Origin of the sequence: Tardiphaga sp. 841_E9_N1_2, assembly GCF_051811065.1 — a bacterium.
GTDB lineage: Bacteria > Pseudomonadota > Alphaproteobacteria > Rhizobiales > Xanthobacteraceae > Tardiphaga > Tardiphaga robiniae.
This window is the reverse complement of sequence record NZ_JBPWQC010000001.1, coordinates 3,161,548-3,187,865: the sequence shown is the minus strand read 5'-3', so window position 1 is coordinate 3,187,865 and position 26,318 is coordinate 3,161,548. Positions and strand designations below refer to the sequence as shown.

Here is a 26,318-nt window from a genome sequence, read left to right as displayed (position 1 = left end):
CCGCTTCTCGATCTCTCTTGGAATGAAGACGAAGGAGTCCGGCATGGTGACTGCCATTGGTTTTATCGGTCTTGGCGTGATGGGCGAGCCGATGTGCCGCAATCTGGCCCGCAAGTCGGGCGTGCCGGTGTTCGGCTTCGACCGCGCCGCTGCGCCGCTGCAGCGTCTCGCGGAAGCAGGCGTCAAACGCGCAAACTCGCTGGCCGAACTCGCCAAGCAGTGCGACGTCATCTTCATGGCGCTGCCCAGCGGCAAGCATGTGCAGGCCGTGTGCGAGGGCGATGACGGGCTGCTCGCGCATGCCGATGGGCGCCACACCGTCGTCGATCTCGGCACCTCGCCGGTCGAAGCCAGCCGCGAACTCGCCGAGCGCTTCGCCGCCAAGGGCGCGGCCTATGCCGATGCGCCGATCGCGCGGACGCGACAGGCCGCGGAAGAGGGCACGCTGAGCGTCATGGTCGGCGCCAGCGCGCCGATCTTCGCCAAGCTGCAGCCGCTGATCGCCACTTTCGCCACCGACATCACCCATTGCGGCGATATCGGCGCCGGCCAGGTGGTCAAGATCCTCAACAATATGGTGCTGATGGAAACCGTCGTCGCGCTCGGCGAGGCGCTGGAAACGGCCAAACGGGCCGGGCTCGATCCCAAGCTGGTGTTTGAGACGCTCGCCAAGGGCTCGGCTGACAGCTTTGCGCTGCGCAATCACGGCATGAAGGCGATGCTGCCCGACACCTTCCCGGAGCGGGCCTTCTCGACTGAATATGCTCGCAAGGACATCTCCTACGCGCTCGATCTTGCCAAGTCGGTGAACATCAAGCTGCAAGGCGCGGAACTTGCCGACAAGATCCTGGGCGAGGCGATTGACGCCGGTGATGGCGACCTCTACTGGCCGGTTTTGGCGCGCGTCATCAAGGCGTCGCGTACGGCCTGATCGGAAGCTCCCATGAAGAAGCCTGCGACCAAACCTGCAACGACGGACGTCCCGGTGCGAGAAGCCGGCGAGGGCGTCGCAGCCGTCGAGCGGGCTTTGTCCATTGTGGCGGCGCTCGAAACCGCTGACCAACCGATGATGCTGGCCGAACTCGCTGCTCGTACCGGCTTCTACAAGAGCACCATCCTGCGCCTTTTGAGCTCGCTGATCCCGACCGGTTATGTCACGCGGCTGCCGGATGGTAGCTACGACCTCGGGCCGACCGCATTTCGGCTTGGCGTCGCTTTCACACGCAAGAATGCGCTCGGCCATCATGTGGTGCCGGCGTTGCAGGAGCTGGTCGATCGCGGCACCGAGAGCGCGTCGTTCCATGTGCGGCAGGACGCCGACAACCGCGTCTGCCTGTTTCGGGTGAATTCGCGTCACGCGACGCTTGACCGCGTCGAGGCCGGTCACAGCTATGCACTACTTCGCGGCGCGGCCGGACACATCATTCTCGCTTATGCTGGCAGCACCGGCAAACGCTATGACGCCGTTCGCGCCACTGGTTTTGATGTCTCGCTCGGCGAACGCGATCCGAGCTGCGCGGCGGTGGCCGCACCTGTGTTCGGGCCGCGCGGCATGCTCGTCGGCGTGATCTCGCTGTCGGGGCCGCGCGAGCGCTTCGGCGAGGTAGAGATCGCTGAGATGAAACGCGTACTGGGCCCCGTTGCCAAAAAGCTCACAATCAATCTGGGTGGCGAATGGCCGGCCTATCGACGCTGACAATTTTACACGCGGCGCGAAGCTGCGCAGGAATGGCCTGATCCATGGCAACATCTTCATCCCCACCCGACGTGCTCGTCATCGGTGGCGGTAATGCGGCTCTCTGCTCGGCGCTGATGGCGCGTGAAGCGGGCGCATCGGTACTGATGCTGGAATCCGCACCGCAGACGTGGCGCGGCGGCAATTCCATGCATGTGCGCAACCTGCGCTGCATGCATGACGAACCGCAGGATGTGTTGGTCGAGGCCTATCCCGAGGAAGAATATTGGCAGGATCTCCTCAAGGTCACGGGTGGACTGACCGACGAATCGCTGGCGCGCATGGTGATCCGCCATTCGTCGCGCTGCCGGCCGTGGATGCGCAAGCACGGCGTGCATTTCCAGCCGCCTCTGTCGGGCGCGCTGCATGTGGCGCGCACCAATGCCTTCTTCATGGGCGGCGGCAAGGCGCTGGTGAATGCCTATTACCGGTCAGCCGGGGCGCTCGGCGTCGCGATCCGCTACGATACGCCGGTGAAGAGTCTCGAACTCAGGGACGGCGAATTCGTCGCCGCTGTCACCGAGTCGGGCGAGCGCATCACTGCCAAGAGCTGCGTGCTCGGTTGCGGCGGCTTCGAGTCCAATCTGGAATGGCAACGCGAGGCCTGGGGCCAGAACGAGCGCGGCGAATGGACGGCGGAGAACTTCCTGATCCGCGGCACTCGCTTCAATCAGGGCGTGTTGCTGAAATTCATGATCGATGCTGGTGCCGACAGCATCGGCGATCCGACCCAGGCGCATTGCGTCGCCATCGACGCGCGCGCCCCGCTCTATGACGGCGGCATCTGCACGCGCATCGATTGTGTCTCGCTTGGTGTCGTCGTCAATCGCGAGGCCAAGCGATTCTATGACGAGGGCGAGGACTTTTGGCCCAAGCGCTATGCGATCTGGGGCCGTCTCGTCGCCCAGCAGCCGGGCCAGACCGCATGGTCGATCATTGACCAGAAGGCCATCGGTCGCTTTATGCCGCCCGTGTTCGACGGCACCAAGGCCAATACGCTGGAAGAACTCGCCGTGAAGATCGGCGTCGATCCCGCCACCTTTATGGAAACGCTGAACGCCTATAATGCGGCTTGCCAGCCCGGCACCTTCGATCACACCGCGCTCGATGATTGCCGCACCGATGGTGTCGTGCCCGCCAAGACCCATTGGGCGCGCGTGATCGACACAGCACCTTTCTATGCCTATCCGCTCAAGCCCGGCATCACTTTCACTTATCTCGGCATGAAGACCGATGCGACGGCGGCCTGCCGCGTCAAGGGCGTTGCGAGCAGCAACCTGTTTGCCGCCGGCGAGATGGTGGCCGGCAATGTGCTCGGCAAGGGCTACACCGCCGGCGTCGGCATGAGCATCGGCACCGCGTTCGGCCGCATCGCCGGCGTCAATGCGGCGGCTGCGACCGGGCATCGCCATCCGACATTCCACGAGGAGCTTCGCTATGCCGCCGGTCACTGAGTTGGAAGCGCCCGTCGCCGGCGGCGCCTGCGAAGGCGGCGTGAACTTTGCCGATGCGATGACTGTGGGCGAGGCGGAGATCGCCCGCGTCATGCAGATCTGCAACGCATGCCGTTATTGCGAAGGATTTTGCGCCGTCTTCCCGGCGATGACGCGTCGGCTCGAATTCAACGCGGCCGATACGCATTACCTTGCGAATCTCTGTCACAACTGCGGCTCGTGCCTTTATGCGTGCCAATATGCGCCGCCGCATGAGTTTGCAGTCAATGTTCCGCAGGCGATGGCGAAGGTGCGGGTGCGCACCTATCAGGACTATGCATGGCCGCGCGCGTTCGGCCGGCTCTATGAGCGCGCCGGGCTGACGGTGGCCTTCGCGCTGTCGGGTGGTCTGGCTCTGTTCATGATCCTTGCGGTTGCGATGAACGGCCGGCTTATCCATGAGCCGCTGGCGGGCCAGTTCTATGCGATCTTCCCACACAACTTCCTGGCGCTCTTGTTCGGCGCCGTGTTCCTGTTCGCAATGCTGGCGCTCGCCATCGGCGTGGTCAAATTCTGGCGCGAGGTCTCGCCGACGAAGGACGGCAATCCCGCCGACATCAAGGCGGCCGCGCAGGCGCGCGTTCCTGCGGTGGCCGAAGCCGTCCACGACGTCGCGCGGCTGAAGTATCTCGGCGGCGGCCATGGCGAGGGCTGCAACGAGGACGATGATGCCTTCACGCCGTGGCGGCGGCGCTTCCACCATTTCACGCTCTATGGCTTCCTGCTGTGTTTCGCGGCGACCTGCGTGGCGACGCTCTATCACTATCTGTGGAACCTGCACGCACCCTATGCCTTCACCAGCGCGCCGGTGATTCTCGGCTCACTCGGCGGCATCGGCCTGATCGTCGGGCCGGCCGGCCTGCTGTGGCTGAACCTGAAGCGCGATGCGCTGCGCGCCGACGTCAAACAGAACGCCATGGACCGCGGCTTCATCATGCTGCTGCTGCTGGTCAGCGCCACCGGCTTCGCGCTGCTGCTGCTGCGGGATACCCGCTTCATGGCGCTGTGGCTCGCGATCCATCTCGGCACCGTAATGGCGCTGTTCCTAACGCTGCCTTACGGCAAATTCGCCCACGGCATTTTCCGTTCCGCGGCATTGCTCAAGTTCAACATTGAGAAGCGCATGCCGAACCGGCTGGGGCTTGGCGGAGAGTAGGCAGAATGTCTGAATGTCGGCTTCTGGTGCAAAGCGGACGTTGATGGTGTCACAATGCGGACAGTAATTTTCATCGACCGCTCGATCCCGCGTCAAACTGTCGCGACGTTGAGCGCAGCTCGCTGGAATCTTCAGTAGAATACGCAATGCCGCGCATCTATTCACGTACGTGAATTCATTCTGGTCAAATTCTAAATCGCCTCCGTTGCCTCCACACTTTCGTTTTCCTAGTCAAACAGCGTCAGACATAGACTGGGTGAACTGGGGACGTTTGTGAGCAACTCGAAGAAGTATAAGAGCCATTTGTATGCTGGCGTTGCGGCGAGTGCTGTGTTGCTGGGCCTAACAGGTTTGGGATCTTCTCGAAGTTGGGCGCAAACAGCCTTGCCTCCCGTGTCCGTCGATGCGCCACAGCAGCGCGCGCGAGTTGCTCCCATCGCGCGGACTCGCGCTACACCTCAGCGCTCTACCCGTTTAGCTCCTCGGCAAGCCGAACAGACTCCTGCGCCGACTGCGCCCGTCACCACAATGGGTTCGACCCGGACGATCGGAACTCCGGCGCCGGCCTATGCCGGCGGTCAGGTGGCAACGGGCGGTACGCTTGGCTTGCTTGGCAGCACGAGCGTGATGAATACGCCGTTCAGCACAGTCAATTACACGGCGCAATTGATCGAGAACCAACAGGCGCGGACGATCGCCGATACGCTGATCAACGATTCCTCGGTGCGGCTGACCACGGCCGGCAACGGCTTTAGCGACGATTTTACGATCCGTGGCCTGCCGGTGGCATCCACCGACGTCGGATTCAACGGCCTTTATGGGTTGGTGTCCTCCAGCCGCGTTCCTGCCGAAATCATCGAGCGGATCGAGGTTCTCAAGGGGCCGGGCGCACTCATCAACGGTATTGCGCCGGGCAGCAGCGTCGGCGGCGCCATCAACATCGCCAGCAAGCGGGCGGGCGAGGTGCCCTTTGCTCGGCTGACGCCGTTCTTCATGAGCGCCGGCAATTACGGTCTGCATCTCGAGACCAGCCAGCGCTACGGCGACAACAAGGAGTGGGGCGTTCGCTTCAACGGCGTCGGCCGCAATGGTGAAGCCACCATTGATGGCGGCAACTGGCGTACGGGTCTCGGTGCGCTCGGCATCGATTATCGCGGCGAGCGGCTGCGATGGACCGTCGATGCGATCTCGCAGAATGACGACACCAAGAACTTCCGCCCTCAGATCGGCATTCAGGCGACGGTGCCCTTCATTCCCGCACCGCCCGACGCGCGTGGCAATTGGTATCCGGGCACGCAACTCACGCAGCGTGACAACACGATTGCCTCGGGCCTCGAATATGATCTCACCGACTCGCTGACCGCCTATGCGGGCATCGGCTATCGTGAAGGTACCAACTATCAGACCTTCCCGGATTCGCGCGTCACCGGATTCACCAGCGGTGTCGATCAGCTCGGCAATTTCCGGCTCATCAACGCCTATTACGATTCCTACAGCAAGACTGTCAGCGGCAATGTCGGCCTGCGCTCGAAGTTCGACACCGGTTTCATCAGCCATGCGGTGAACGTCGCTTATACCGGCTACAATCAGGAAAACGGCAACGCTTACGTCGCCAACACGCCGGCGCAGTCGTTGCCGTCGAATATCTATAACCCGACTCCGTTGCAGACGGTGACGGGCGTGCGCAACGGGCCGAACAAAGCGGCCGATATCACGCTGCAGAGCGTCGCGATCGCCGACACGATGTCGTTCCTGAACGACCGGGTGCTGCTCACTGTCGGTGTCCGCCAGCAGAACGTGAAACAGGACAGCTTCAGTACCGCGACAGGCGCGCTGACCGGCGGCTATGATGCTTCCGCGACGACGCCACTGGCCGGCATCGTCGTCAAGCCGTGGCAGAACGTATCGCTCTACGCGAACTATGCGGAAGGTCTGAGCCAGGGGCTTGTCGTTCCGGCTGGCTTCGCGAATTCGGGCGCCGTGCTCGCGCCGTTCAAGTCGAAGCAGCAGGAAGCAGGCGTCAAAGTCGACTGGGGCACCATCACGACAACGGCTGCGGTGTTCCAGATCATGCGTCCGAGCATCATCACGACCATCACAAATGAGCGCGCCTATGATGGCGAGCAGCGTAACCGCGGCGTTGAACTCAATGCCTATGGCCTGTTGCTGCCCGGCCTACGCGGTCTGGCTAGCGTCACCTACATAAAGCCGGAATTGACGAACCCAGCCGTCGCGGCGCAACGTGGCAACGACGCTGCCGGCATCCCGAACTGGACAGCATCCGCCGGCCTCGATTGGGATACGCCGTGGGTCTACGGCCTGTCGCTCAACGGACGCGTGATCTATACTGGTGGCTCCTACCTCACGACTGCCAACCTGCCGAACCAGAGATTCGACGACTGGACCCGCCTTGATATCGGAGCGCGCTATGTGACCACGGCGCTCACCGGCAAGCCTGTCACGTTCCGTGCCAACATCGAGAACGTGACTGGCGAGAACTACTGGATCACCAGCGGCGGCTTCCAGACCGTTGGCAATCCGCGCACCTACATCGTGTCGGCTGCATTCGATTTCTGATCGAACGTAACGATACGCAGTCAAATCGTCCGACGCGCGCTATGTCGATCGACTGACAGCGCACGCGTCGGACTACGTGTTTGTGAAACCCATTGAGGTGTTCGTCATGACGAAGCTCCCGCTTGCCTTTATTTCCTTGCTTGCATCGATCGTGTCCGCACAGGCGCACCAGATCTGGATTGAGCAGGCCGACGGTCAAAATGCCGTCATTCGCTTTGGCGAGTTCGGCGAGAACCTCCGCGAGACGTCGCCGGGGCTGCTCGACAAATTCGGCAAGCCGACAGGAACGCTAGTCTCAGCCAAGGGCGAACAGAAGTCTGATGCCGCCAAGGCCGCGAACGGCTTCACGCTTCCCTTTAAAGCGGCTGGCGGCGACAGCGTGGTGGCAGAGGATGCGAGCTACCCGGTCTATACATCCAAACAGCAAGATAAGCAGATAACCGGCTGGTACTATCCAGCCGCGCGCTTAATCACGAGTTTTGCAGAGCAGAAGCCAAGGCTTGTTCTCGATCTCGTGCCGACCGGTCAGGAGGGTCAGTTCAAGCTTGTTTTCAAGGACAAGCCCAAGGCCAAAACGAAAGTGACGCTGGTCACGGAGTCCGGTTGGTCCAAGGATGCGCACACGGATGAGCATGGCCTCGTCAAATTCGAGATGCCCTGGAAGGGTACCTATGTCGCTGAAGTCAGCTTCAACGACCGTAACGCAGGTGAGCGCGCGGGCGCGAATGGCGCCGAGAAGTACGACGCCGTGAGCTACGCCACCACGGTGACCTATGTGAATGCCAATGGCCTGCCGCCGCTTCCTGCCGGCCCGCCGGCAACGCCGGGCAAATGAACGCCATGATGCATCGGGTCCGCGCCACGGGCCCGCTGATTTCGCGCATCATCGCTGCCCTGTTCGGCGGCTATGTGCTGGCTGCGCTCAGCAGTGTCGCCGTGCTCGCTTTGCCCATGAGCAAGCCCCAGGCTGTCCTCACCGGCATGCTGGCCAGTTTTGCCGTCTATACCGGTGCCGTCGTCTGGGTCTTTGCCGCGCGCAGCGCACTGAAGGCTTGGGCGGGTCTGATCATCGTGGCTGTGCCGTTGTTGCTGGCAGCCTGGTCTGTTTCCTGACGAAGGGCTGACGCGTGACAACGGACAACGATGTGCGAGCTGCTGGCCAGGGCATTCGGCAAAGCATGTCGAGCCTCCATACATGGGTCGGCCTTCTGCTCGGCTGGGTTCTCTATGCCATGTTCCTCACGGGCACAGTGTCCTATTTCAAGGACGAGCTCTCTCAATGGATGCGACCGGAGCTGGCACGCCTCGTCGAAGTTCCCGATCAGGCCGTGGTGGCCCAGCGGATTGCAAACGAACTCGGCGACATCGCGGCAGGTACCTCGCAGTGGAGCATACGGCTGCCTGACGCGCGCAATAACAGTGCCTACGCGTTCTGGCGCACAGCGCCACGCGGCACGGGCCAGCGCGCATTCGGCGAAGGCAATTTCGATCCGGCGACCGGGCAGAAAGTCACCTCGCGCGAGACACTGGGCGGAGAGTTCTTTTACCGCTTTCACTTTCAGTTCCACTATATGCCGGTGCTTTGGGGCCGGTGGCTCGCGGGCGCAGCGGCGATGTTCATGCTCATCGCTATTGTGAGCGGTGTCATTACGCACAAGAAGATCTTCGTCGATTTCTTCACCTTCCGCTGGGGCAAGGGGCAGCGCTCGTGGCTCGACGCGCATAACATCCTGTCGGTGTTTGGGCTGCCGTTCCATCTGATGATCACCTATACCGGCCTGGTGACGTTGATGGCGCTGTATATGCCCTGGGGCGAGCGCGCGGCATTGAAGACGTCGGCGGAACGCCAGCAACTTGCAGCCGAGCTCAGTCCTTTCATCCAGCCGGGTAAGCCAAGCGGCCAGAAAGTGCCGCTAGCCTCGGTCGAAGACATGGTGCGGCAGGCCCAGGAGCGCTGGGGCCGGGACAACGTAGGGCGCGTCAACGCCGCCAATCCCGGAGATGCGACAGCGCGCGTGGCCGTGACGCGCGGAGATCCGGGCCGCGTGTCCATGAGTCCGCAATATATGGAATTCGATGGGGCCACCGGCAAACTGCTGACGGTTCGGGACGGCGTCGGCGCCGCGGCTGAGACGCGCGGCGTCCTTTATGCGCTTCACCTCGGACGCTTCAGTGACACTGTCACGCGCTGGCTCTACTTTCTTGTCAGCTTCATGGGTACGGCAATGGTGGGCACAGGCCTCGTCATGTGGACCGTGAAGAGGCGACAAAAGCTGCGAGATCCCGATCGTCCCTATTTCGGCTTCCAACTTGTTGAGCGGCTGAACATTGCGAGCATCGCTGGCCTATCAGTTGCCATGACCGCGTTTCTATGGGGCAATCGCCTTCTGCCATTCCCGATGGAAGGCCGTGCTGATCTAGAGATCAACCTCTTCTTCAGTGTCTGGGCCTTCACGCTCCTGCACGCCTTGGTACGTCCATCTAAGGCGGCCTGGGTCGAGCAACTATGGGCGGCGTCCGTGCTGTTGCTCCTCCTGCCGATCCTCAACGTTTTGACGACGCAACGTCCGCTATGGCACAGCCTGGTCGAGGGCGATTGGGTCTTTGCCGGTGTTGATATCATGTGCTGGGCGCTCGCTTTGCTCCATGCCGTCTTAGCGATACGGACCTGGCGCGGGCGACGCGTTCGGTCCAAGCGTACGACAAATCGACGGGTTTCGATCGCGGTCGCGTCCCGTGAGGAGGCGGTGTGAATCATCTTCTCGCATTCGGGCTGTGTCTGGCAGGTTTTGCTGCACTGGCGTTTGCCATGCATCGCCACCAGCGCGATATCATGGGCAGGCCGCTACCCGTAACCACAACGCGAGTGCTTCGCATTGTCGGCGCCTGCGCTCTGCTTTTCGTGCTCGGCGTTCTTGTCACTGCGTATGGCTGGGGCTTAGGCCTTGTAATGTTTAGCGGCCATACCAGCATCGCTGCGGGTGCCGTCTGTAGCGTGCTTATCGTCTTTACGGCAATAAATACGCGCAGATTGCGGCACCGATAGCCTTCTCGCGTATTAAGCACGAAGCCTGGCATTCCCCTCGTTAGCATCTTTCACAATCCGAAGAGCATTTGGCGTAGCCTAGGATGCGCTGATAACGATTTCCGCAGTGACGGCTCGACGTCGATATCTAGCGCAAAGCTGACCTTTGCTAGCAGTGCCGCAGTCTTCATCTTGAGTCCTGCATTATTCAGCTCGCGCTGTCTCGATACTATTGATGGTCCCGCCAACTGCGCGACAGTACAGTGAAGGGATGCACGTGACTGGCACGTTTTCGGAGAACTCGGATCAACCCAACGAGGACCAGTGGATCGCCCAATTGCGATGTTGAGATCTAGTTCATGACGAGCATGATGCGATGTCGTCATTAAGTGACGTTGCAGTCGAAGTCGGAAGCATAGCGGAATCCGTCCAATTAACCTTCTTCTAGTGGAACATGGCCGTTATTCCAGCTAGACACCGGGTCCGCGATCGAAGGCTGCCATCCTGCATCAGGTCTCACGTATGGAAAACAGATCTGCTCCCGTAGCGCACATACTACGCACCTATTCTCATTCGGACTGGAAATCTCTCTCAGCCGTTGCGATCGCGACGCTGATCTCCGGAGTCGCCGCCGTGGCGGCTCCATATCTGTTTTCCCGCTCCATAGATGCCTTGACCCAGCGGCGGGAAGTCGAGGAAATCCTGTACGGGCTCCTTTGCTACGCTCTGCTAATCGGCTTCGCATCCGCCTTGACTAGGGTCGTTCAATTTCTCTCCGTCGTGGCGGCGGAGAATCTTGGCTACATCGTCAGCACCGAGCTGTTCACGCGGATCTTGACGAAGCGGGCTGAATTCTTCGTCGAGCACAATCCGGCGGAGATACAGAACGCGGCCGCTCAAGGACGCGGCGCGTTCACGACCATCTTGCAGATTGTGCTGATCGCCTGGGTTCCGGGCGCAACCCAGGTTGGGCTCACTCTCTTTACGCTCGGTTATCTACTGAATCTGCAAATCGTTGCCGCTGTCGTCGCGTACGGTACCGTCGTAATTGTCGTGACCGTGCTGTCGACGAGGCGCTCGCAGCAGCTTCTGGAGACGGCGATGTCTGCGAGCCAAGACAACGCTCGTTTCGTCGGTAATGCCATGAATGCGATGGAGACGCTGCGGCATCTCAGGGGATCGGAGTGGATGAGCAAGCGCTTCGCCGCGCGTGCCCACGCGGTTAAGAACGGATGGCGGAGCTACATGCTACGAAGAGCTCAATCGGCAGGTTTGCTTGGTTTCGGACTGGCCGCTCAATTCGCAATCAACTTTACACTTCTGCTGCCGAAATATCGGATGGGCGCAGTGAGTATCGGAGACATTGTGTTGTTCAATGCCCTTCTTCTGCAATTGAACGCCCCGTTCGATATGATTGCTCAGACCATGGACAGCTTCGCGAGGTCGCGGGCGCAGCTTCAGCCGTTGTCGAAAATTTGGTGCGCCCCGGAGGAGGACGAAGATCCCTCGGTCGCTTCGTTCACCATCGCAGCTGGTGAGATGATATTTGAGGACATCAGCTATGATTACGGCAACGGTCGCGGGATCACGGGAATCACCTTCGCCGCCCGGCGCGGCGCCATTACGTACATCGTCGGTGAGACAGGATCGGGAAAGTCAACAATTTTCAAGCTCGCCTTACGATCCATCAACCCGCGGCGCGGCAGGATCACCGTCGATGGAGTTGACATCCGGGCTATGCCACGCGCCGTTTGGTGCAAGACGATCGCTGTTGTTCCTCAGGACGTGGTCCTGCTGAACGAGAGTTTGGCCGACAACATCCTGCTCGGACGAGACAGGGATGAGGCACGTCTGCGCGACGTCGCCGCCAAAGCAGCCATACTCCCATTCATCGAATCCTTGCCTGATGGATTCGGGACAACGGTCGGAGAGCGAGGATTAAAGTTGTCCGGCGGCGAGCGGCAGCGGATAGCGATTGCCCGTGCGCTCTACGGCGATCCGGCCATCCTGCTTCTCGACGAGGCAAGCTCCGCGCTGGACGCCGCCACGGAGCGCGATATTATGGACCATATCCGCACGCTTGCTGGCGAAGTCACGATTTTGGCGATAACGCACCGCCGTTCGTTCTTGTCGACAGGCGACAATATTGTGGATCTGCCGCGAATGCGCTGAGACTTTGGCAGCCTCGAAGCATGACTCAGTTGGCCCACTTTCGGCCGCGTACGTGTTTATGAATCCTTTGCGGGATCACTACGGCCAGCGATCCCAATGCGGCAACTTAAATTTCCTGAATGGCGGCTCATGGCGCAAAACAGTCGTTCATGCTCGCGCTCGTGTGTGAATTGTGAAAACCTCCTGGGGCGAAGCGATTGACACATCTCCAGCGCCGGCGCGGCGCGTACAGGAATTTCGGATTTGTGCTCAGTTACAGACTTCGAAGTTTCCGGCGTATCCGTTGCGCGTCTGCACTAGTTTGCATCCCTTGCCGATTGGGCGGCAGCCACCATTACCACAAATGATTTGCGCGGACGGCGCTGCGGGCGCCGCTGCCTGGGTCGTTGAAGGGGCGCGCTTAGTCGGCGGCTTCTTGACTTCGATTTTTTCGCAAGCGTTGTTGTCTCCAACCTCATAGCCGGCGCGGCATGTTACTTTCGTGCAGCGATCGCCATCGGCCTTGTAGCCGCTTTCGCAGACCAACGGGCAGATGCGGCCTGTTTTACTTTTGACTAGATCGAGCGCATCAAGACTTGCAAGTTTCACATCTAGGGTGGTGCCGGCGTGCTTGTTAAAGAGACCGAGTGCGCGCTGGGCGGCGCCGTTCCACTCGCTGGTAACGGCTCCGGTGTTGCAACCAACTCTACGCAGCTCTGCTTGTACTTGACGAGGTATATCAATTGCATTTTCGGGAGATCGTGATGAAGTTTCGAACTTCGAGTCGGATGCAACGCTGGCCACCGGCCCAGTAGGTCTGTCCGTATCCAAATTCGGCGAGATCGCCTGGCGTCCGTCGGCCTCGCGCTTCTTCTCCGATAGATTCGGGCCATCGGTAGCGTTTTTCTTCTCCGCCGCAACGCGTGCTTCTTCCGCAGCCTTCGCTACCGCGGCGATCTTGGCGCGCTCTGCTTCGGCCAACTTGGCGTCTTCCGCCGCTTTTTTCTTTTCCGCTGCAACGCGCGCCTCTTCTGCAGCCTTCGCTACGGCGGCGGTCTTGGCACGCTCTGCTTCGGCTAGCTTGGCGTCTTCCGCTGCTTTTTTCTTTTCTGCAGCGATCCGAACCTCGTCGGCTGCCTTCGCGGCTTTCGCTGCTTTCGCTTGTTCCGCCGCACGCGCACCGTCGGCAGCGAGCCGGGCTTTCTCTTCGTCAGCAATACGTGATCGCTCGGCCGCGGCGCTGCGAGCTTCCTCGGCCAATAACTTTGCGCGCTGCGCCTTGGCGAGCTCCGTGTATAGGCCTCTCGGATAATCGACAATAAACGCCTCCCAAACTGCTTGGGTACCGATCGTCACTGCGGCGTCGTAATCACGCCGGGCATCGGCATTGGTGGAGCCTGGCAATGAAGATGGGGGGGCAACTACAGTCGGTAGAACCGCACCCGACGGCACTAGCGACACGTCGTTGCCACCGAGGGACCCGTAAACATAGGGCTCTTGCTTGTTGTCGGTAGCTTTCATCACATCGTCGCGAATGAAGCCGAAAGCCTTACGCAGGTCCAGTCCGGGTTTAGGCAGGTGATCCACGAGTGCGGTGGCGAACGGGCTATTGCGGCTCGTGCCGTCTGAAGCGGTCGAACCTGCTTTGGCGGCGAACGCAATCATGGTATTGGGCGTGGTAGGCTCAACCTTTGCCAAGCCTCGGCCAATCGCGCGAGAACCCAACGTACGCTTCATGGTCTTGGCGAACGGGTTGTCGCGACAAGCATCAAGGATTACCAGCCGCAGCTTTTTGGCGGGCTCAACAGCGACAAGGATACGGTCGAGCGAGACCGCTTCATCGTAGATATCCGTATCCTGCTCAAGAGTCGCGTCGATCGGAATAATGTAATTGATGCCGTCGACTTCAATACCGTGTCCCGCGTAATAGATAACGGCTACGTCTGCATCACGCGTCTTTGCCGTGAAGTCCCGCAGTACTTTTCTCGTGTCACTTATGGAAAGATCACGACGCGAATCGACCGTATCGAAACCGGCTTTTCTCAACACTGTTTCGATGGCGGCCGCGTCATTCGCCGGATTCGCAAGTCTTCCGACATGACTGTAGGCGGAGTTTCCCACGATCAACGCGACTCGTTTTTCTGCCGCCGCCGCTGTAACCAACGTGCAGTAGAGCCCAGCCGCGATCAAAAGGCGTATGACGATCACTATCAAAATTCCAAAAAGTATAACTTAGATTGCTACAGAAGCCCCCTGTTGGGTAGCGTAAAATTCGTCTGGTTAGCTTGGACTACCTGGCAGGCAACAAAAAAGATGGCGACGGTCGTTACTGCGTTCACCATCAACCTCCGTGGCGATCGCCGCTAATGGGATTAACCAGATACCGCTGTAATTTACCGTACCGGAACTGCCCCGCCAGAGCGGGTAGGGTCCTTAAGATCCGATTGTATTGAAAGGAAATCGTTCGAACTACCACCTCTCGCCAATCCTGAACGGTTGCAGTCAGGGCGCCTCGCAGATGCAAGTCCTTCAGTGTCGGAGGAGCGGGGGGCAATTCCTGTGGAGAGAGTCTGTCACCACAGTTATTTGCCCCGGTGCGGAGCGGCTAGGAATTGAAATAACCGCTTGGATGAGTCTGTCGTGACGTCCTGTCTAAACTTATAAGAAACTAGGTTCCCGCGTAAATCCGTCTTGCTACGACCGTCGAGTTGCCGGCAGTCCCAGCAGTGGCCAGTGTCAGGGTAGACATGCCATTCTACGGCTGAGCCAGCCGACTTGGCTTCATGTAGTTTTTCAACGCATTCGCTGGCGGGGGTTTCATTGTCGGTGGCGCCCATGAGAACCAGTGTCGGCTGCTTCATGTCATCGCTGACGATGTCAAAGCTCGGCGTATTTGGCCGCGAAACGCGGAAGCACCCGGGATAGAAACTTGCAACGGATGCGAACGGGCGACCGCCCAGCGCTTCCGCGTACCTTGCGCTGGAGACGATAAGGCCAACCATCGCTCCCCAAGAGAACCCGACGAATGATAGCCGAGTCGGGTCCACGAACGGATATTGACGGAGATGGTCCGCCGCTTGAAATGCGTCCTTTGCTCCGCGGAATAGATTGACGCCGTTTCGCGGCCCGAAGCACAACGTGCTAACCTGCCGAGGCGTCAGACTGTCGATCAGGAGAACGACATAGCCAAGGCTGACAGCTTCGCGCGCCCAGAGGACGATCGCTTGGTTCACGCCTGCGCACTGATGGACCATCACCAGCGCAGGAAACGGGCCATCGCCGTCAGGCTTCAGAAACGCAGCTTGGGACGAAGTCAGTTCATCTCCCGCCTTGACCGGCTGCGGAAAGGTGAGATCCTTCGCGAATGACGCGGCGCGGCTGGCGATTTCAGAAGGAAGCATACGTAACGGCGGGACAAAATCTTCCGCCAGAGAGCTCGTCAACAGCCCGGCGGTACCTGCGATCAACACTAGTGCAACGTAAGACACTCGGCAAATGGTCGCCATCTCGTCTCCGAGCGTTACTACAATGAACCTGGTTCCATGCGGAACCTGTCTCAACGCGCTTGTCGATCAAATTGGTTTGCGGCTAGGATCACGTCATATTTTGATAAGTTATTTTGGAGCCGTGATCATGCAAGCGGTCATTTCCAAGCGATTGATAATTCGGCATGTGGCTTTATGCGCATCGGCGACGCTCTTCATCAGCGCGGCGCTCGCGCTGTTGTCGCAGGCGGCATTTGCGCTCACGCAGGAAGCTGCGATCGAGCAGTGCCGGATGTCGGTTGGAAAGCCAATTGTGATGTCCTGCATGCGCGGTGGCGGCGGCAGCCTAGAGGCATGCCGGACGAAGGCCACTCCCGCAGTACGCTCTTGTGTGATGTCGAGACTGAACGCGGCAAACGGGCGTGCCAATGTCGCCGTCGCCGTCCCCGCCGATGTCACGCCGAAGATCGCACCGGAAACGGCATTGCCGGTCGGCTTTGTCGCACCGCCGCGCTCGATCTCCGATATCACGGCGATCCTCGATACCGAGAAGCCGGACGAGAAAAAGATCGAGCAACTAAGGGCCGACGCAGACGTGAAGCCTCCCGGCGGAGCTTCGCGCGTCTCGCTTGCGCAGTTCTATCTCGACCGTGCGGGCGCAAGAAGCCAGCTCGGTCGGCTAACGGATTCCATCTCCGATCTTGAAAAAGGGATTGAGGCGGGCCGCGGTGCTGCTCCGCCCGGACTGATGGCGCGCCTGGTTCAACTAGTGGCTGTCCAGTACGGCAGTGCGGGCGATCCGAAGAAGGCGCTCGAAACATATCAGCGGCTACTGCGCGACACCGCGAACACGCCGGGTGCGAAGGGGTTCGTACATACAGCTAATCGCTCGATTGCCAATTCGCTGATCCAGATGGGCGATATCGTTCAGGCAGAAGGCTACATGCGCCGCAGCCGCCCGGCGATCGAGGAGGCGCGAACGAGTGGCCATCCTTCCATGCGCGCAGCGTATGCGCGTTACGGCCAGAATTGGGAGGCGGAGATCGAGCTCGGGAATGCTGCCATTTTCGAGGCACGTGGACAGTTTAAGGAGGCTGAGGCTTCGCTTCGCATTGCGGAAGCCCGCAAGCGCGCAGGCATGAAGGGCCTTCTCAGTGGCGAGAATCCGCCGACGGAGTCGGCATTGCTTCAATCCATCGATTTTATCACGCTCAGTCTTGCACGGACGAAGGCCCGGCAGGGCCGTCTTGCGGAGGCCGAATCCGATGCACGTCGCGCGCTGTTGTCCCGGTTGAAGGACCAAGGCAAATATCATTACGCGACGCCGCGTTTCATTGCAGGTCTTGCGGGCATCCTGGTCGAACAGGGGCGCCATTCCGACGCCGAAAAGCTGCTGCGCGTGGCACTCGATATCGGCAAGACGACGGGCGTTCCGGATGAAGCGCCACAAACCGTACAGATGCTTTCACAGCTTGGCGGCGTCCTTAACTTGCAGCGCAAGAGCCGTGACGCCGTCGCGGTTTATGCCCAGATCGACAGGGCAATCGCCAACTGGGAGCCGATGCGGCGTCAGGTATTCGAACTGAACGGCTCGCGTATCGCATCGCTCTATGCTTCGGGCCAGATCGAGGCGGGCATTTCCGCGGCTGACCAGTTGGTCAAGAAGCAGATCGCACGCGTAGGCGAGAGCCATTTTGATACGGCGTCGGCGCGCGGAACCCTTGCTATCGGCTTGATGCGAGCAGGACGCGATGAGGAAGCTATCCGCGAATTCAAGACCGCAATACCAATCCTAGTCGCATCGTCGCGAGAGAATGCAGACGGTGACGACACAACCGTCGTTGCGGCCAAGAATCAACGCTTCCAGGCGATCATAGAAGCCTATTTCAGAATGTTGGCCAGGCAGAAGAGCCGGTCCGCAGATATCGGTGTCGAAACATTCAGCTTGGCGGACGCCGTCCGTGGCAGCTCGGTGCAGCAGGCCTTGGCGGCTTCGAGCGCGCGTAGTTCAGTCAAGGATCCCGCGCTGGCCGAGCTGGTGCGCAAGGAGCAGGATCTGTCGAAACAGATCAATGCGCAAATCGGTACGCTGAACAATGTGTTGTCCTTGTCATCGGCTGAGCGAGATGAGAAGGGCGTGCAGACGCTGAATGTGTCGATCGCCAATCTGCGCAGCGCGCGGACCACGGCGCGACAAGAGATCAATCGGCTTTTTCCGGCTTATGCAGATCTGGTCGCGCCAAGAGCGCCATCCGTGGACGAGATTCGCGATACGCTGGCGCCCGACGAGGCGATGCTATCATTTTACTTTGGTCAGGACGCGAGTTTCGTCTGGGCGGTTCCGAAGACCGGTGCGGTTGCCTTTGCTTCAATCGGGTCCAATGCAGCGGATGTCCAGACCAAGGTAGCTCAGTTGCGCGAAGCGCTCGAGCCGCAGGCGGCTATGATTTCCGATATTCCCGCTTTCGATGTGGCATTGGGATATGACCTGTATTCGTCGCTCCTTAAGCCCGTAGAAGCCGGCTGGAAGCCGGCCAGGAAACTGATCGTCGTCACCAACGGCGCGCTGGGTCTGCTGCCACTCTCACTACTGCCGACGCAGCCGTCGGTGATCAAGAAGAATGAGGAGGTTCTGTTTGCGAGCTACAGGGATGTGCCCTGGCTGGCGCGCACCCATGCGGTCGCCATGGTTCCGTCCGCAGCCGCATTGCGCACTTTGCGGCAGCTACCGCCCGGCAAGTCCGACCGTAGCGAGATAATCGCGTTCGGAGATCCGTATTTCAACACCGAGCAGCAGGCCGAGGCCGAGCAGATCGATGCAAAAATACGAATCGCCGATGCCGCCGACGCCAATACCATGCGCGGTGTGCCGCTGAAGCGGCGCAACAGTCCGAAGCTTGACGGCGTGGATAGCGCGGAGCTTGGCTTGTTGCCGCGGCTTCCGGATACGGCCGACGAATTGCGCTCGATCGCCTTGGCGCTGCGGGCCGACCCGTCGAAAGTCTTGAATCTAGGCAAGGGAGCGACGGAGAAAGCCGTTAAGTCGATAAATCTGTCCGGCTTCAAGATTATCGCGTTTGCAACGCATGGCCTCGTGCCTGGCGAATTGAATGGGCTGACCCAGCCGGCGCTTGCATTGTCCTCGCCGACTGTGACCGGTGAAGAGGGCGACGGCCTATTGACGATGGAGGAGATACTCGGTCTCAAACTCGACGCGGACTGGGTCATTCTTTCGGCCTGCAACACCGGTGCGGGCGCCGGCGCCGGCGCAGAAGCCGCCTCGGGCCTTGGCCGGGCGTTCTTTTACGCGGGCACCCGCGCTCTTCTGGTCACCAACTGGTCGGTGCATTCACAGTCCGCGCGAGAGTTGATGACAGATCTGTTTAAGCGGCAGGCCGACGATCCAAAGCTGGCACGCGGCGAAGCTCAGCGTCAGGCCATGATGGCTTTGGCTGACGGACCCGGCTATCTGAATGCCGATGGAAAGACAGAGTTCGCTTACGCACATCCGTTATTCTGGGCGCCCTACTCCATTATAGGGGATGGGGGCACCAGATAAGTTTATAGATCGCGTTGGGGGGAATGATGCGACGTCGTATAGGAATTTGCTTTACGTTCGCCTGCCTGATCGTGCTGTGTCAATCCGTGCCGTCGCGGGCCGCGGGGGTATTAATCACACAAGAGGAGGCCTCCTTGCCGCCGCCGAAAGGTGCAGTGGTCGTCGATCGGCGCGGTGTCACGCGTGGCCCGAAGATCGAGCTCCTTTCCGGCAGCGATAACATCCAATCGCCGACTCACTTTCAGCTCAAGTTCCTGTCATTTGGTGGAGCGACGATCGATGTTACCTCCGTAAAGGTCATTTATCTTCGTACGCCGAATGTGGACTTGACGGAACGGTTGAAGGTGTTCGTTCAACCGGCTGGCATCGATATGCCGGATGCGTCTCTACCTCCCGGCGAGCACATGCTGCGCGTGGATCTCAAGGATTCTGATGGGCGCCCCGGCAGCACGAGTTTCGTCCTCAAGGTCGCGCGCTGACGCGATGGCAATCATTTGTCCGTACTGTCTTCGAGAGAACAGCGATCTCGTACTGGTCTGTGGCTGGTGTTCCAGAGACATCGCCGTTCCCGAAGCACTGGCGAGGGAACGCAAGGACCTGATTGCCAAGCGTGATGCAGCAGTGGCTAAACTTTCCCGGATCAGAACCGAGATCGCGTCCATCCGTGCGAAGCGGAAGGGCTGAGGCGTCTTATGGAATGCCCGTTCTGCACAGAGACAATCAGGGATGAAGCCATCGCGTGCAAGAACTGCTCGCGTGACCTGCGTTTCGTCCGTCCGATCCTGCTCGAGGTCCAGGACCTTGTCAGTGAAATCGACAATCTAACGCACGCGCTGGATCGGGCCGAGGTTGCGCTGGCGCGGCTGACCAGTCCGCTCCGCTACTACGTAATTCACTTTGCGGTCTATGTACTGCTGCCAGCCGTGTTACTTGTAGCCGCCCACATTGTAATCACCATCGTCCTCAATGTTGCACCGCTATATCTGCGTCTTGCATCGATCGTGATCCCGTTGCTGTTCGGAATTGCTTCGATGCCCTTCAATAAGCTTGGGCCACTCGGCGCTTGGCTGGTGGGGTTGATCACGGCCATCCTGAGTGTAGGGTGCATGTTGGTTGTTACCGGAATCAACGACAGCGTGCCGATTGTCCCGGCATCGGTCGTCGAGTGGCGTGAGGTCGGAGAATATGTAGCCAGCATCAGTTTGGCATTCCTGTCCGGCAATGTCCTCGGGATGGTTATTTTTCGAATTTTGCCGAACACATTGGCGCAGGGTGGCAAACCCAATGCCATTGCCTTTAAGGCTGCCCGCCTGCTCGGAGAGCACGTTGGCGGAGAGCAGATGAGACGTCGTGCAAGATTGATTCAGGAGTTTGCGCAGACCGCGGGACCACTGCTCGGCGCAGGTGCCGGCGTGGCTGGGTCTCTTTATACCGGACTCAAAGGTGTGATTGGATCCTAACTTCCACAAGCCAACGTGTGTTCCGTGCCGTTGGCCAAACGCGCGCCAACTCCGTCAGCTGAACAATGTTTGTTGGCCGCTCCGCAACCGTCCGCTTCTGGCGCAAAGCCGCCGTTCATAGGGCTCGCTGTCGGGGAGCGAGGACTTCTATTTCACCACGCGATAGGCCGCTCCGGCCAAATCCGTCTGGTGGCTCGCGTCGCCTAATTTTTAAATGGAGAAGCTCCGCCGGGTCTGACGTTTATGTTTTTTCCCCGTCCGTATTTGGGTTAGTGGTGCTCAATATCCTGAGGAGATAGAGCCTCCAGTGCTCCTAAGACCGCTACCAGTTTCGGCAGCGTTCGTTTCGAGCGCGGTGTCTACGTCCAAATGACGGCGATCGATGGTTCGTGGCGCCGCTCATGCGTCATGAGGGATGTATCGACATACGGAGCCACGCTGACGACTAAGGCGTCGATCGAAGGCCTTAACCTCTGCGAATTCTTCCTCCTATTATCCACTACCGGACTCGCTTCTCGCAGGTGCGAATTAGCTGGCGTCAAAGGCGATGTTTTCGAAAGGGGCGAAGAAGAAGCCTCAGTCGGTTAAAGCGGAATGGCGCCAGCAACCGATCGACCACGATGGCGCGCAGGATGGCCGCGCCCGACCAATTGCAAAGGCTTGAATAAGGATCAACTCCGGGGCGATGAAGTATGTAGTCGCTATGACAAACAATGCTACCGGCCGGAAGCTCCGTGTGGGGAACGGAACTCGTCCGCCAAAGTTTCATCTGCGGTTGATATCACACGCCAATTTGCGCGGAAGGGCAAGATGCACGCAGGAAGAGGTGGTTCGTACGGTGCCGACTCGGCCGTCGATGAGGGCTTCGTGCGTGTTCGCGGAGCTCGCGAGCACAATCTGAAGAATATCGACGTCGACATTCCCCGCAATGCACTTGTCGTTTTTACAGGGGTGTCGGGATCGGGCAAGTCCTCGCTGGCCTTCGGCACGCTCTATGCCGAGGCGCAGCGGCGTTATCTTGAGTCGGTGTCCCCTTACGCGAGAAGATTGTTCAATCAGATGTCCATTCCTGAGGTGGACGAAATCGAAGGTCTACCACCAGCCGTGGCTTTACAGCAGCAACGCGGATCTCCGACGACACGCTCGTCGGTCGGCAGCGTGACCACATTGTCGAACCTGCTGCGCATGCTGTATTCGCGCGCCGGCGACTACCCGCGTGGACAACCACTGCTCTATGCCGAGTCATTTTCGCCCAACACTCCCGAAGGAGCTTGTCCTCACTGTCACGGAATCGGTCGGATCCACGATATTACCGAGGCCTCGATGGTCCCCGATGACAAGCTCACCATACGGGAGCGAGCCGTGGCGGCTTGGCCGAGTGCCTGGCAGGGACAAAATCTGAGGGACATCCTGGTAACTCTCGGTCATGACGTAGACACGCCCTGGCGCAAACTGCCGAAGAAGACCCGCGACTGGATACTCTTTACCGAGGAACAGCCCACCGTCCCGGTATATGCAGGCTACACGCCAGCTGAGGTGAGGCGAGCCCTCAAACGCAAGGAAGAGCCGAGTTATCACGGCACCTTCACCGGCGCGCGCAAATACGTCTTGCAGACGTTCGCAACAACGCAGAGCGCGATGATGAAGAGGCGGGTTTCGCAATTCATGCTGAGCGGCCGTTGCCCGGTATGTCGGGGAAAACGGCTTAAGCCCGAAGCTCTCTCGGTCAAATTCGCAGGCTTGGATATTGCGGAACTGTCTGAGCTTCCTTTAAGGGGCGTTCGCGAATTGATCGTGCCGTATCTCGAAGGCAAAGCTCATACGCCCAAAGACCATCCGGAAAAAGCTCTCGTGGTCCAGCGCATCCTGGAAGATCTGAACGGGAGATTGGCGGTTCTGCTCGATCTCGGCCTGGGATATCTCGCCCTCGAGCGTAGCACGCCGACACTGTCCCCCGGCGAATTGCAGCGGCTCCGGCTGGCGACCCAAGTCAGGTCGAACCTGTTTGGCGTGGTGTATGTTCTGGATGAGCCCTCCGCTGGGCTTCATCCAGCCGACACCGAAGCTCTCCTGCGAGCGCTGGACCGGCTCAAGGCAGCAGGCAATTCGCTTTTCGTCGTCGAACATGAATTGGATGTCGTCCGCCACGCGGACTGGATAGTCGATGTCGGCCCCGCCGCGGGCGTTCACGGGGGCGAGGTGCTTTACAGCGGTATCCCTAAAGGACTTGCCGGCGTCGAGGCGTCTCAAACAAGGCGCCATCTGTTCGGAAACGCGACGGCCATCGACCGCACGCGCCGTCTCCCGCGAGGTCAGCTACAACTTCGCGGTGTCACCCGCAACAATCTCAACGACCTCGACGTCGACATTCCTGTCGGTGTGTTTACCGCGGTGACCGGCATCTCGGGGTCGGGCAAGTCCAGCTTGATCACTCAATTTCTGGTCGAGAAGGTTGGGGAAATATTGGGGCACAAGAGCGGCGAAGAGGACCGGGGCGCTCCGGACGAAGGAGACCTTCTGGAAACCGCCATTCAAACGCTTGGCGGCAACATCGTCGGGGGCATGGAGCACGTAAAACGTCTCGTTGTCGTCGATCAAAAGCCGATCGGGCGCACCCCGCGGTCGAATCTCGCCACCTATACAGGGCTTTTCGATCACGTCAGAAAGCTGTTCGCGGCCACGAAGCAGGCCAAGACACGGCACTATGATGCCGGCCGCTTTTCTTTCAATGTCGCCAAAGGACGTTGCGAAACCTGTCAGGGGGAAGGCTTCGTCACCGTCGAATTGCTTTTCCTCCCGTCAGTCTACGCGCCATGTCCGACCTGTCATGGGTCGCGCTACAACGCGAAGACGTTGGAAATCAAGATCCGGGACAAATCCATTGCCGACGTGTTGGGCATGACGGTGGACGATGCGCTCGCGTTTTTCGAGAAAGATGCGCTACTCGCACGTTCGCTCGGTGTCATTCGAGAGGTCGGCCTCGGTTATATCAAACTCGGTCAGTCCGCAACGGAACTCAGTGGCGGCGAAGCCCAACGGATCAAGCTCGCTACCGAATTGCAACGAGCTCAGCGGGGGGCGGCACTATATGTACTGGATGAGCCGACGACTGGATTGCATCCCTCAGACATCGAAAAGCTAATGCTGCAGCTTCAAGGCCTGGTGGATGCCGGTAACACGGTGGTCGTCGTCGAACACGATATGGCAGTGGTCGCCGAAAGTGATTGGGTAATCGATATGGGCCCCGGCGCAGGCAATGAGGGCGGATCCGTCGTGACCGCTGGCGAACCGCAACATGTTGCGCGCAACGCCGAAAGCCGCACGGCCAAATTTCTGGAAGCCTCAATCGGTTAGAGACCCGATCAACTTACTCCCGTCTTTCTGAAGAAGCCGGCGCCAGACATGGCTTATCGCAACGTCACCGGGATCGTACCGTAAAATGGGGTGATGCGGGCATTGAAGCCGCCGTGGTCATGGACAAGTCGGCGGGCCAACCGTCAAACTTGATGACACCTGTTCCGGTGAGCTCAGGGGCGCGGCCGGTCAGGGGAGGCGTGATCGTCTACGGCACGATTGAACTCTTTTTGGAACCCGGCGTTGACGGGTATGGAGGTCGTTCGTGTTTCGAATTTTGTATCTTAGCACTGCAAATGAGCCATTTTCATCCGGGGATCTTTCCGAGCTACTGCAAAAGGCAAGGGCCCGGAATGATGCGGCGCATATAACAGGCATGCTTGTCCATTCGGACGGCGACTTTCTTCAGGTGCTTGAGGGAGAGCCGGATAATGTAATCGAAGTTTACAGCCGCATCAGCGTCGATCCGCGGCATCGAGATATCAGCTTGCTCCAGCGCGGCCTTGCATATGGTGATCGACTGTTTCCGAACTGGGCAATGGGCTTCAAGCGGGTGCCGGATCAGACATTAGTTAACGAGGCCGTTGGGTTGAACGGCCGTGTGAAATTGCGATATCTAGATGCTATGTCGGCTCTGGATTTCCTGTTGGCGTGCAGCCAAAACCAGACCTAAACAATCCCTCAGATGGGCGCCCTGAACTTGAGATGGACCTCCAACCTGATGTCTGGCACCTGAGGGGAAGCGCCGAAGCCGCGTGCGTCTCCACGAATGATGGTCCCGGCGAAGCTCAGCGTCGCCTCGTCCAGCCCGAACAGGGACGGGATTTCGTTGGCGTGACGCGATGTCCGCACAGTCGCTTCGAACTTCCCGTCTCGTTGCGAGTAAGCGCCTTTGTACAGCAGAGAAGAATCGCCCCCAAGCAAAACGCCGTCACAGAGCACGACGACGCCGGCACCTCCGGACCCACCGAGACCGGCATTGAACGCAATGCTATAGAGCCCATTTTGTAGCAACGACCTACGCCCTTTGGCCGCGGTGGATAGCTACTTGCAATCGCTCAACTCGCTGTCTGGTTCCATCGACCCGAGGCTTTAGAACACGCCTTCGAAAGTCCGGCGACCGCCGGTATCGCCGATTGGTGGCGGAAGCTCTGACGCAAGGCATGGTGAATGCCTTTCCGACCGAGAAGGAACTCAAGAATAGCTTAGCTGTTTTCAAGCCGTGCCCGACGATGACAACATTCTCGAATGTCAAAACACCGAAACGGCATGTCTGATTTCCGGTCAACGCCAAATCCCATTCTCGGGACGAAATTCCCTAGAGAGACGCGACTATGTCGAAGAACACGAACGACGCCGAGACTCTATCCATATGGGCGACGGATATCCTCCTTGAGGCCCACGCCATCGCGCCCTGTCCGGATCACGGCTATCTGCGCCTTCGTCACAGCCACCATGCCGTGGATTATGCAAGATCGATCGCCGAACATCGAAAGTTCTCCGGTAAGAACAAGGAGCAACGGGTGAAAGCCATCGAGAAAGTACTCGATGGCCTAGCGGACACCTGTCCGGCCTGCGAGTGATGGCCCGGAAGCTCAAGACCTACCAGACATCGATCGGCTTTTTCGACCTGGCCGTTGCCGCGCCGTCCATGAAGGCCGCGCTCGAGATCTGGGGCGCCGACAGCAACCTGTTTCACCAGGGCTTCGCCGAGGAGACCGACGACCCTGCAATCGTCTCGGCAACAATCGCGCATCCCGGCATCGTTTTGCGGAGAGCAGTCGGCACCAATGGCGCGTTCAAGGAGACGAGCGAACTTCCGAAAGGCCTTGTGGCCGGCAAGAAAGTGTCAATTCCGCGGAAGCGGGTGGCTCCTCAGGCCAAAGCGACCAAAGTCGACAACGCGGAAGCACGTAGAGCCGCGGCCATCTTCGACAAACAGCAGCGGAAACGCGAAGCCGACCAGCGCAAGGAAGAGCGAGCCAGGATCAAGGAGCGAGACCGGAAAGCAGCGCAGGTTGCAAGCGCACAAGTAGCCTTTGATGCCGCTGAACAGGAGCACGACGCGAGAGATGCCGCGATACAGGCGGAACGCGACGAAATCGACAATCGCACGGAGGCCGAACGACGGCGCTGGGAGCAGCAACGGGAGAAGCTGGGCGCCGCGCTACGTCGGGCCAAGAAGGGCGGCGACTGAGGCGGGAATTGGAACGGAACTCAGATTGTTCGGTTTCGTAACCATGCAGCCTCGCAACATGGATACAATCTTCATTGCAACGGCTTTTCCACTGGCGCTTATTCTCCTCGCGATCGCGTACGCCCC

At 59.5% G+C, this 26,318-nt stretch carries 20 protein-coding genes and 1 pseudogene; 18 read left to right on the top strand and 3 right to left on the bottom strand.

The window, feature by feature from the left end; all coding sequences use genetic code 11:
* Positions 1–43 precede the first annotated feature (43 nt).
* The 10 genes from AB8A50_RS15380 (at position 44) to AB8A50_RS15335 (ending at position 12,158) form a co-directional block, all read left to right on the top strand.
* On the top strand, positions 44–931 hold the full coding sequence (locus AB8A50_RS15380) for an NAD(P)-dependent oxidoreductase (protein ID WP_439066725.1): 888 nt from the start codon (positions 44–46) through the stop codon (positions 929–931).
* A gap of 12 nt (positions 932–943) precedes the next feature.
* A complete protein-coding gene (locus AB8A50_RS15375; protein ID WP_439066726.1) occupies positions 944–1,696 on the top strand; it encodes an IclR family transcriptional regulator in 753 nt (250 codons plus the stop codon).
* A gap of 44 nt (positions 1,697–1,740) precedes the next feature.
* The gene (gene tcuA / locus AB8A50_RS15370) at positions 1,741–3,189 is read left to right on the top strand and encodes an FAD-dependent tricarballylate dehydrogenase TcuA (protein ID WP_439078190.1); all 1,449 of its coding nucleotides are present in this window, start codon (positions 1,741–1,743) and stop codon (positions 3,187–3,189) included.
* Positions 3,173–4,384: a tricarballylate utilization 4Fe-4S protein TcuB gene (gene tcuB, locus AB8A50_RS15365; RefSeq protein ID WP_439066728.1), complete on the top strand. Its 1,212-nt coding sequence runs from the start codon at positions 3,173–3,175 to the stop codon at positions 4,382–4,384. Before tcuA ends, tcuB begins: the two co-directional genes overlap by 17 nt.
* A 273-nt stretch (positions 4,385–4,657) precedes the next feature.
* Positions 4,658–6,961 carry a TonB-dependent receptor gene (locus tag AB8A50_RS15360; RefSeq protein WP_439078189.1) on the top strand — a complete coding sequence of 768 codons (2,304 nt, stop codon included), beginning with the start codon at positions 4,658–4,660 and terminating at the stop codon, positions 6,959–6,961.
* A 106-nt stretch (positions 6,962–7,067) separates the two neighbouring features.
* Entirely contained in the window at positions 7,068–7,796 is a 729-nt protein-coding gene (locus AB8A50_RS15355; protein ID WP_439066730.1) for a cobalt ABC transporter substrate-binding protein, read from the top strand.
* Positions 7,793–8,074, top strand: coding sequence for a DUF3649 domain-containing protein (locus AB8A50_RS15350; RefSeq protein WP_439066731.1), 282 nt, complete (start codon positions 7,793–7,795; stop codon positions 8,072–8,074). The genes AB8A50_RS15355 and AB8A50_RS15350 overlap by 4 nt, the downstream gene beginning before the upstream one ends.
* A 65-nt stretch (positions 8,075–8,139) precedes the next feature.
* Positions 8,140–9,714, top strand: a complete 1,575-nt coding sequence (locus AB8A50_RS15345; RefSeq protein ID WP_439066732.1) for a PepSY-associated TM helix domain-containing protein — start codon at positions 8,140–8,142, stop codon at positions 9,712–9,714.
* A complete protein-coding gene (locus AB8A50_RS15340) occupies positions 9,711–10,007 on the top strand; it encodes a DUF3325 domain-containing protein (RefSeq protein ID WP_439078188.1) in 297 nt (98 codons plus the stop codon). Before AB8A50_RS15345 ends, AB8A50_RS15340 begins: the two co-directional genes overlap by 4 nt.
* A gap of 501 nt (positions 10,008–10,508) precedes the next feature.
* Positions 10,509–12,158 (top strand): ABC transporter ATP-binding protein, encoded by a 1,650-nt coding sequence (locus AB8A50_RS15335; protein WP_439078187.1) that lies wholly within the window; start codon positions 10,509–10,511, stop codon positions 12,156–12,158.
* Positions 12,159–12,407: 249 nt separating this feature from the next.
* Here the strand turns inward: AB8A50_RS15335 and AB8A50_RS15330 are convergent, their stop codons facing one another.
* The 3 genes from AB8A50_RS15330 to AB8A50_RS15320 all read right to left on the bottom strand — a co-directional run bounded on the left by AB8A50_RS15330 (position 12,408) and on the right by AB8A50_RS15320 (position 15,949).
* Complete coding sequence (locus AB8A50_RS15330) at positions 12,408–14,345, bottom strand: caspase family protein (RefSeq protein ID WP_439078186.1); 1,938 nt, start codon at positions 14,343–14,345, stop codon at positions 12,408–12,410.
* A gap of 374 nt (positions 14,346–14,719) precedes the next feature.
* Positions 14,720–15,643 (bottom strand): dienelactone hydrolase family protein, encoded by a 924-nt coding sequence (locus AB8A50_RS15325; RefSeq protein ID WP_120286833.1) that lies wholly within the window; start codon positions 15,641–15,643, stop codon positions 14,720–14,722.
* Between the two features lie 108 nt (positions 15,644–15,751).
* On the bottom strand, positions 15,752–15,949 hold the full coding sequence (locus AB8A50_RS15320; protein WP_244628280.1) for a hypothetical protein: 198 nt from the start codon (positions 15,947–15,949) through the stop codon (positions 15,752–15,754).
* 67 nt (positions 15,950–16,016) lie between these two features.
* Here AB8A50_RS15320 and AB8A50_RS15315 point away from each other — a divergent pair, with 67 nt between their 5' ends.
* The 8 genes and pseudogenes from AB8A50_RS15315 (at position 16,017) to AB8A50_RS15280 (ending at position 26,192) form a co-directional block, all read left to right on the top strand.
* Entirely contained in the window at positions 16,017–19,181 is a 3,165-nt protein-coding gene (locus AB8A50_RS15315) for a CHAT domain-containing protein (protein WP_439061894.1), read from the top strand.
* Between the two features lie 134 nt (positions 19,182–19,315).
* Positions 19,316–19,660, top strand: coding sequence for a hypothetical protein (locus AB8A50_RS15310; RefSeq protein WP_315843502.1), 345 nt, complete (start codon positions 19,316–19,318; stop codon positions 19,658–19,660).
* A gap of 213 nt (positions 19,661–19,873) precedes the next feature.
* Positions 19,874–20,641 carry a hypothetical protein gene (locus tag AB8A50_RS15305; protein WP_120286831.1) on the top strand — a complete coding sequence of 256 codons (768 nt, stop codon included), beginning with the start codon at positions 19,874–19,876 and terminating at the stop codon, positions 20,639–20,641.
* Between the two features lie 369 nt (positions 20,642–21,010).
* Positions 21,011–21,190: pseudogene (locus AB8A50_RS15300) on the top strand (PilZ domain-containing protein); the annotation flags it as partial.
* 261 nt (positions 21,191–21,451) lie between these two features.
* On the top strand, positions 21,452–23,995 hold the full coding sequence (gene uvrA / locus AB8A50_RS15295; protein WP_120286830.1) for an excinuclease ABC subunit UvrA: 2,544 nt from the start codon (positions 21,452–21,454) through the stop codon (positions 23,993–23,995).
* Positions 23,996–24,260: 265 nt separating this feature from the next.
* Positions 24,261–24,668: a BLUF domain-containing protein gene (locus AB8A50_RS15290; RefSeq protein ID WP_120286829.1), complete on the top strand. Its 408-nt coding sequence runs from the start codon at positions 24,261–24,263 to the stop codon at positions 24,666–24,668.
* Between the two features lie 661 nt (positions 24,669–25,329).
* On the top strand, positions 25,330–25,578 hold the full coding sequence (locus AB8A50_RS15285; protein WP_120286827.1) for a hypothetical protein: 249 nt from the start codon (positions 25,330–25,332) through the stop codon (positions 25,576–25,578).
* On the top strand, positions 25,578–26,192 hold the full coding sequence (locus AB8A50_RS15280; protein ID WP_439078185.1) for a cell envelope biogenesis protein TolA: 615 nt from the start codon (positions 25,578–25,580) through the stop codon (positions 26,190–26,192). The genes AB8A50_RS15285 and AB8A50_RS15280 overlap by 1 nt, the downstream gene beginning before the upstream one ends.
* Positions 26,193–26,318: the final 126 nt, after the last annotated feature.

Excerpts from the sequence above, each read along its gene's own strand:
- AB8A50_RS15325 (WP_120286833.1), bottom strand. The coding sequence starts at position 15,643 with ATGGCGACCATTTGCCGAGTGTCTTACGTTGCACTAGTGTTGATCGCA.
- AB8A50_RS15280 (WP_439078185.1), top strand. The coding sequence starts at position 25,578 with ATGGCCCGGAAGCTCAAGACCTACCAGACATCGATCGGCTTTTTCGAC.
- tcuA (WP_439078190.1), top strand. The coding sequence starts at position 1,741 with ATGGCAACATCTTCATCCCCACCCGACGTGCTCGTCATCGGTGGCGGT.
- AB8A50_RS15285 (WP_120286827.1), top strand. The coding sequence starts at position 25,330 with ATGTCGAAGAACACGAACGACGCCGAGACTCTATCCATATGGGCGACG.
- AB8A50_RS15305 (WP_120286831.1), top strand. The coding sequence starts at position 19,874 with ATGGAATGCCCGTTCTGCACAGAGACAATCAGGGATGAAGCCATCGCG.
- AB8A50_RS15315 (WP_439061894.1), top strand. The coding sequence starts at position 16,017 with ATGTCGAGACTGAACGCGGCAAACGGGCGTGCCAATGTCGCCGTCGCC.
- tcuB (WP_439066728.1), top strand. The coding sequence starts at position 3,173 with ATGCCGCCGGTCACTGAGTTGGAAGCGCCCGTCGCCGGCGGCGCCTGC.
- AB8A50_RS15375 (WP_439066726.1), top strand. The coding sequence starts at position 944 with ATGAAGAAGCCTGCGACCAAACCTGCAACGACGGACGTCCCGGTGCGA.
- AB8A50_RS15355 (WP_439066730.1), top strand. The coding sequence starts at position 7,068 with ATGACGAAGCTCCCGCTTGCCTTTATTTCCTTGCTTGCATCGATCGTG.
- AB8A50_RS15380 (WP_439066725.1), top strand. The coding sequence starts at position 44 with ATGGTGACTGCCATTGGTTTTATCGGTCTTGGCGTGATGGGCGAGCCG.
- uvrA (WP_120286830.1), top strand. The coding sequence starts at position 21,452 with ATGCACGCAGGAAGAGGTGGTTCGTACGGTGCCGACTCGGCCGTCGAT.
- AB8A50_RS15350 (WP_439066731.1), top strand. The coding sequence starts at position 7,793 with ATGAACGCCATGATGCATCGGGTCCGCGCCACGGGCCCGCTGATTTCG.
- AB8A50_RS15320 (WP_244628280.1), bottom strand. The coding sequence starts at position 15,949 with ATGCAGGACATCACAATTGGCTTTCCAACCGACATCCGGCACTGCTCG.
- AB8A50_RS15335 (WP_439078187.1), top strand. The coding sequence starts at position 10,509 with ATGGAAAACAGATCTGCTCCCGTAGCGCACATACTACGCACCTATTCT.
- AB8A50_RS15345 (WP_439066732.1), top strand. The coding sequence starts at position 8,140 with ATGTCGAGCCTCCATACATGGGTCGGCCTTCTGCTCGGCTGGGTTCTC.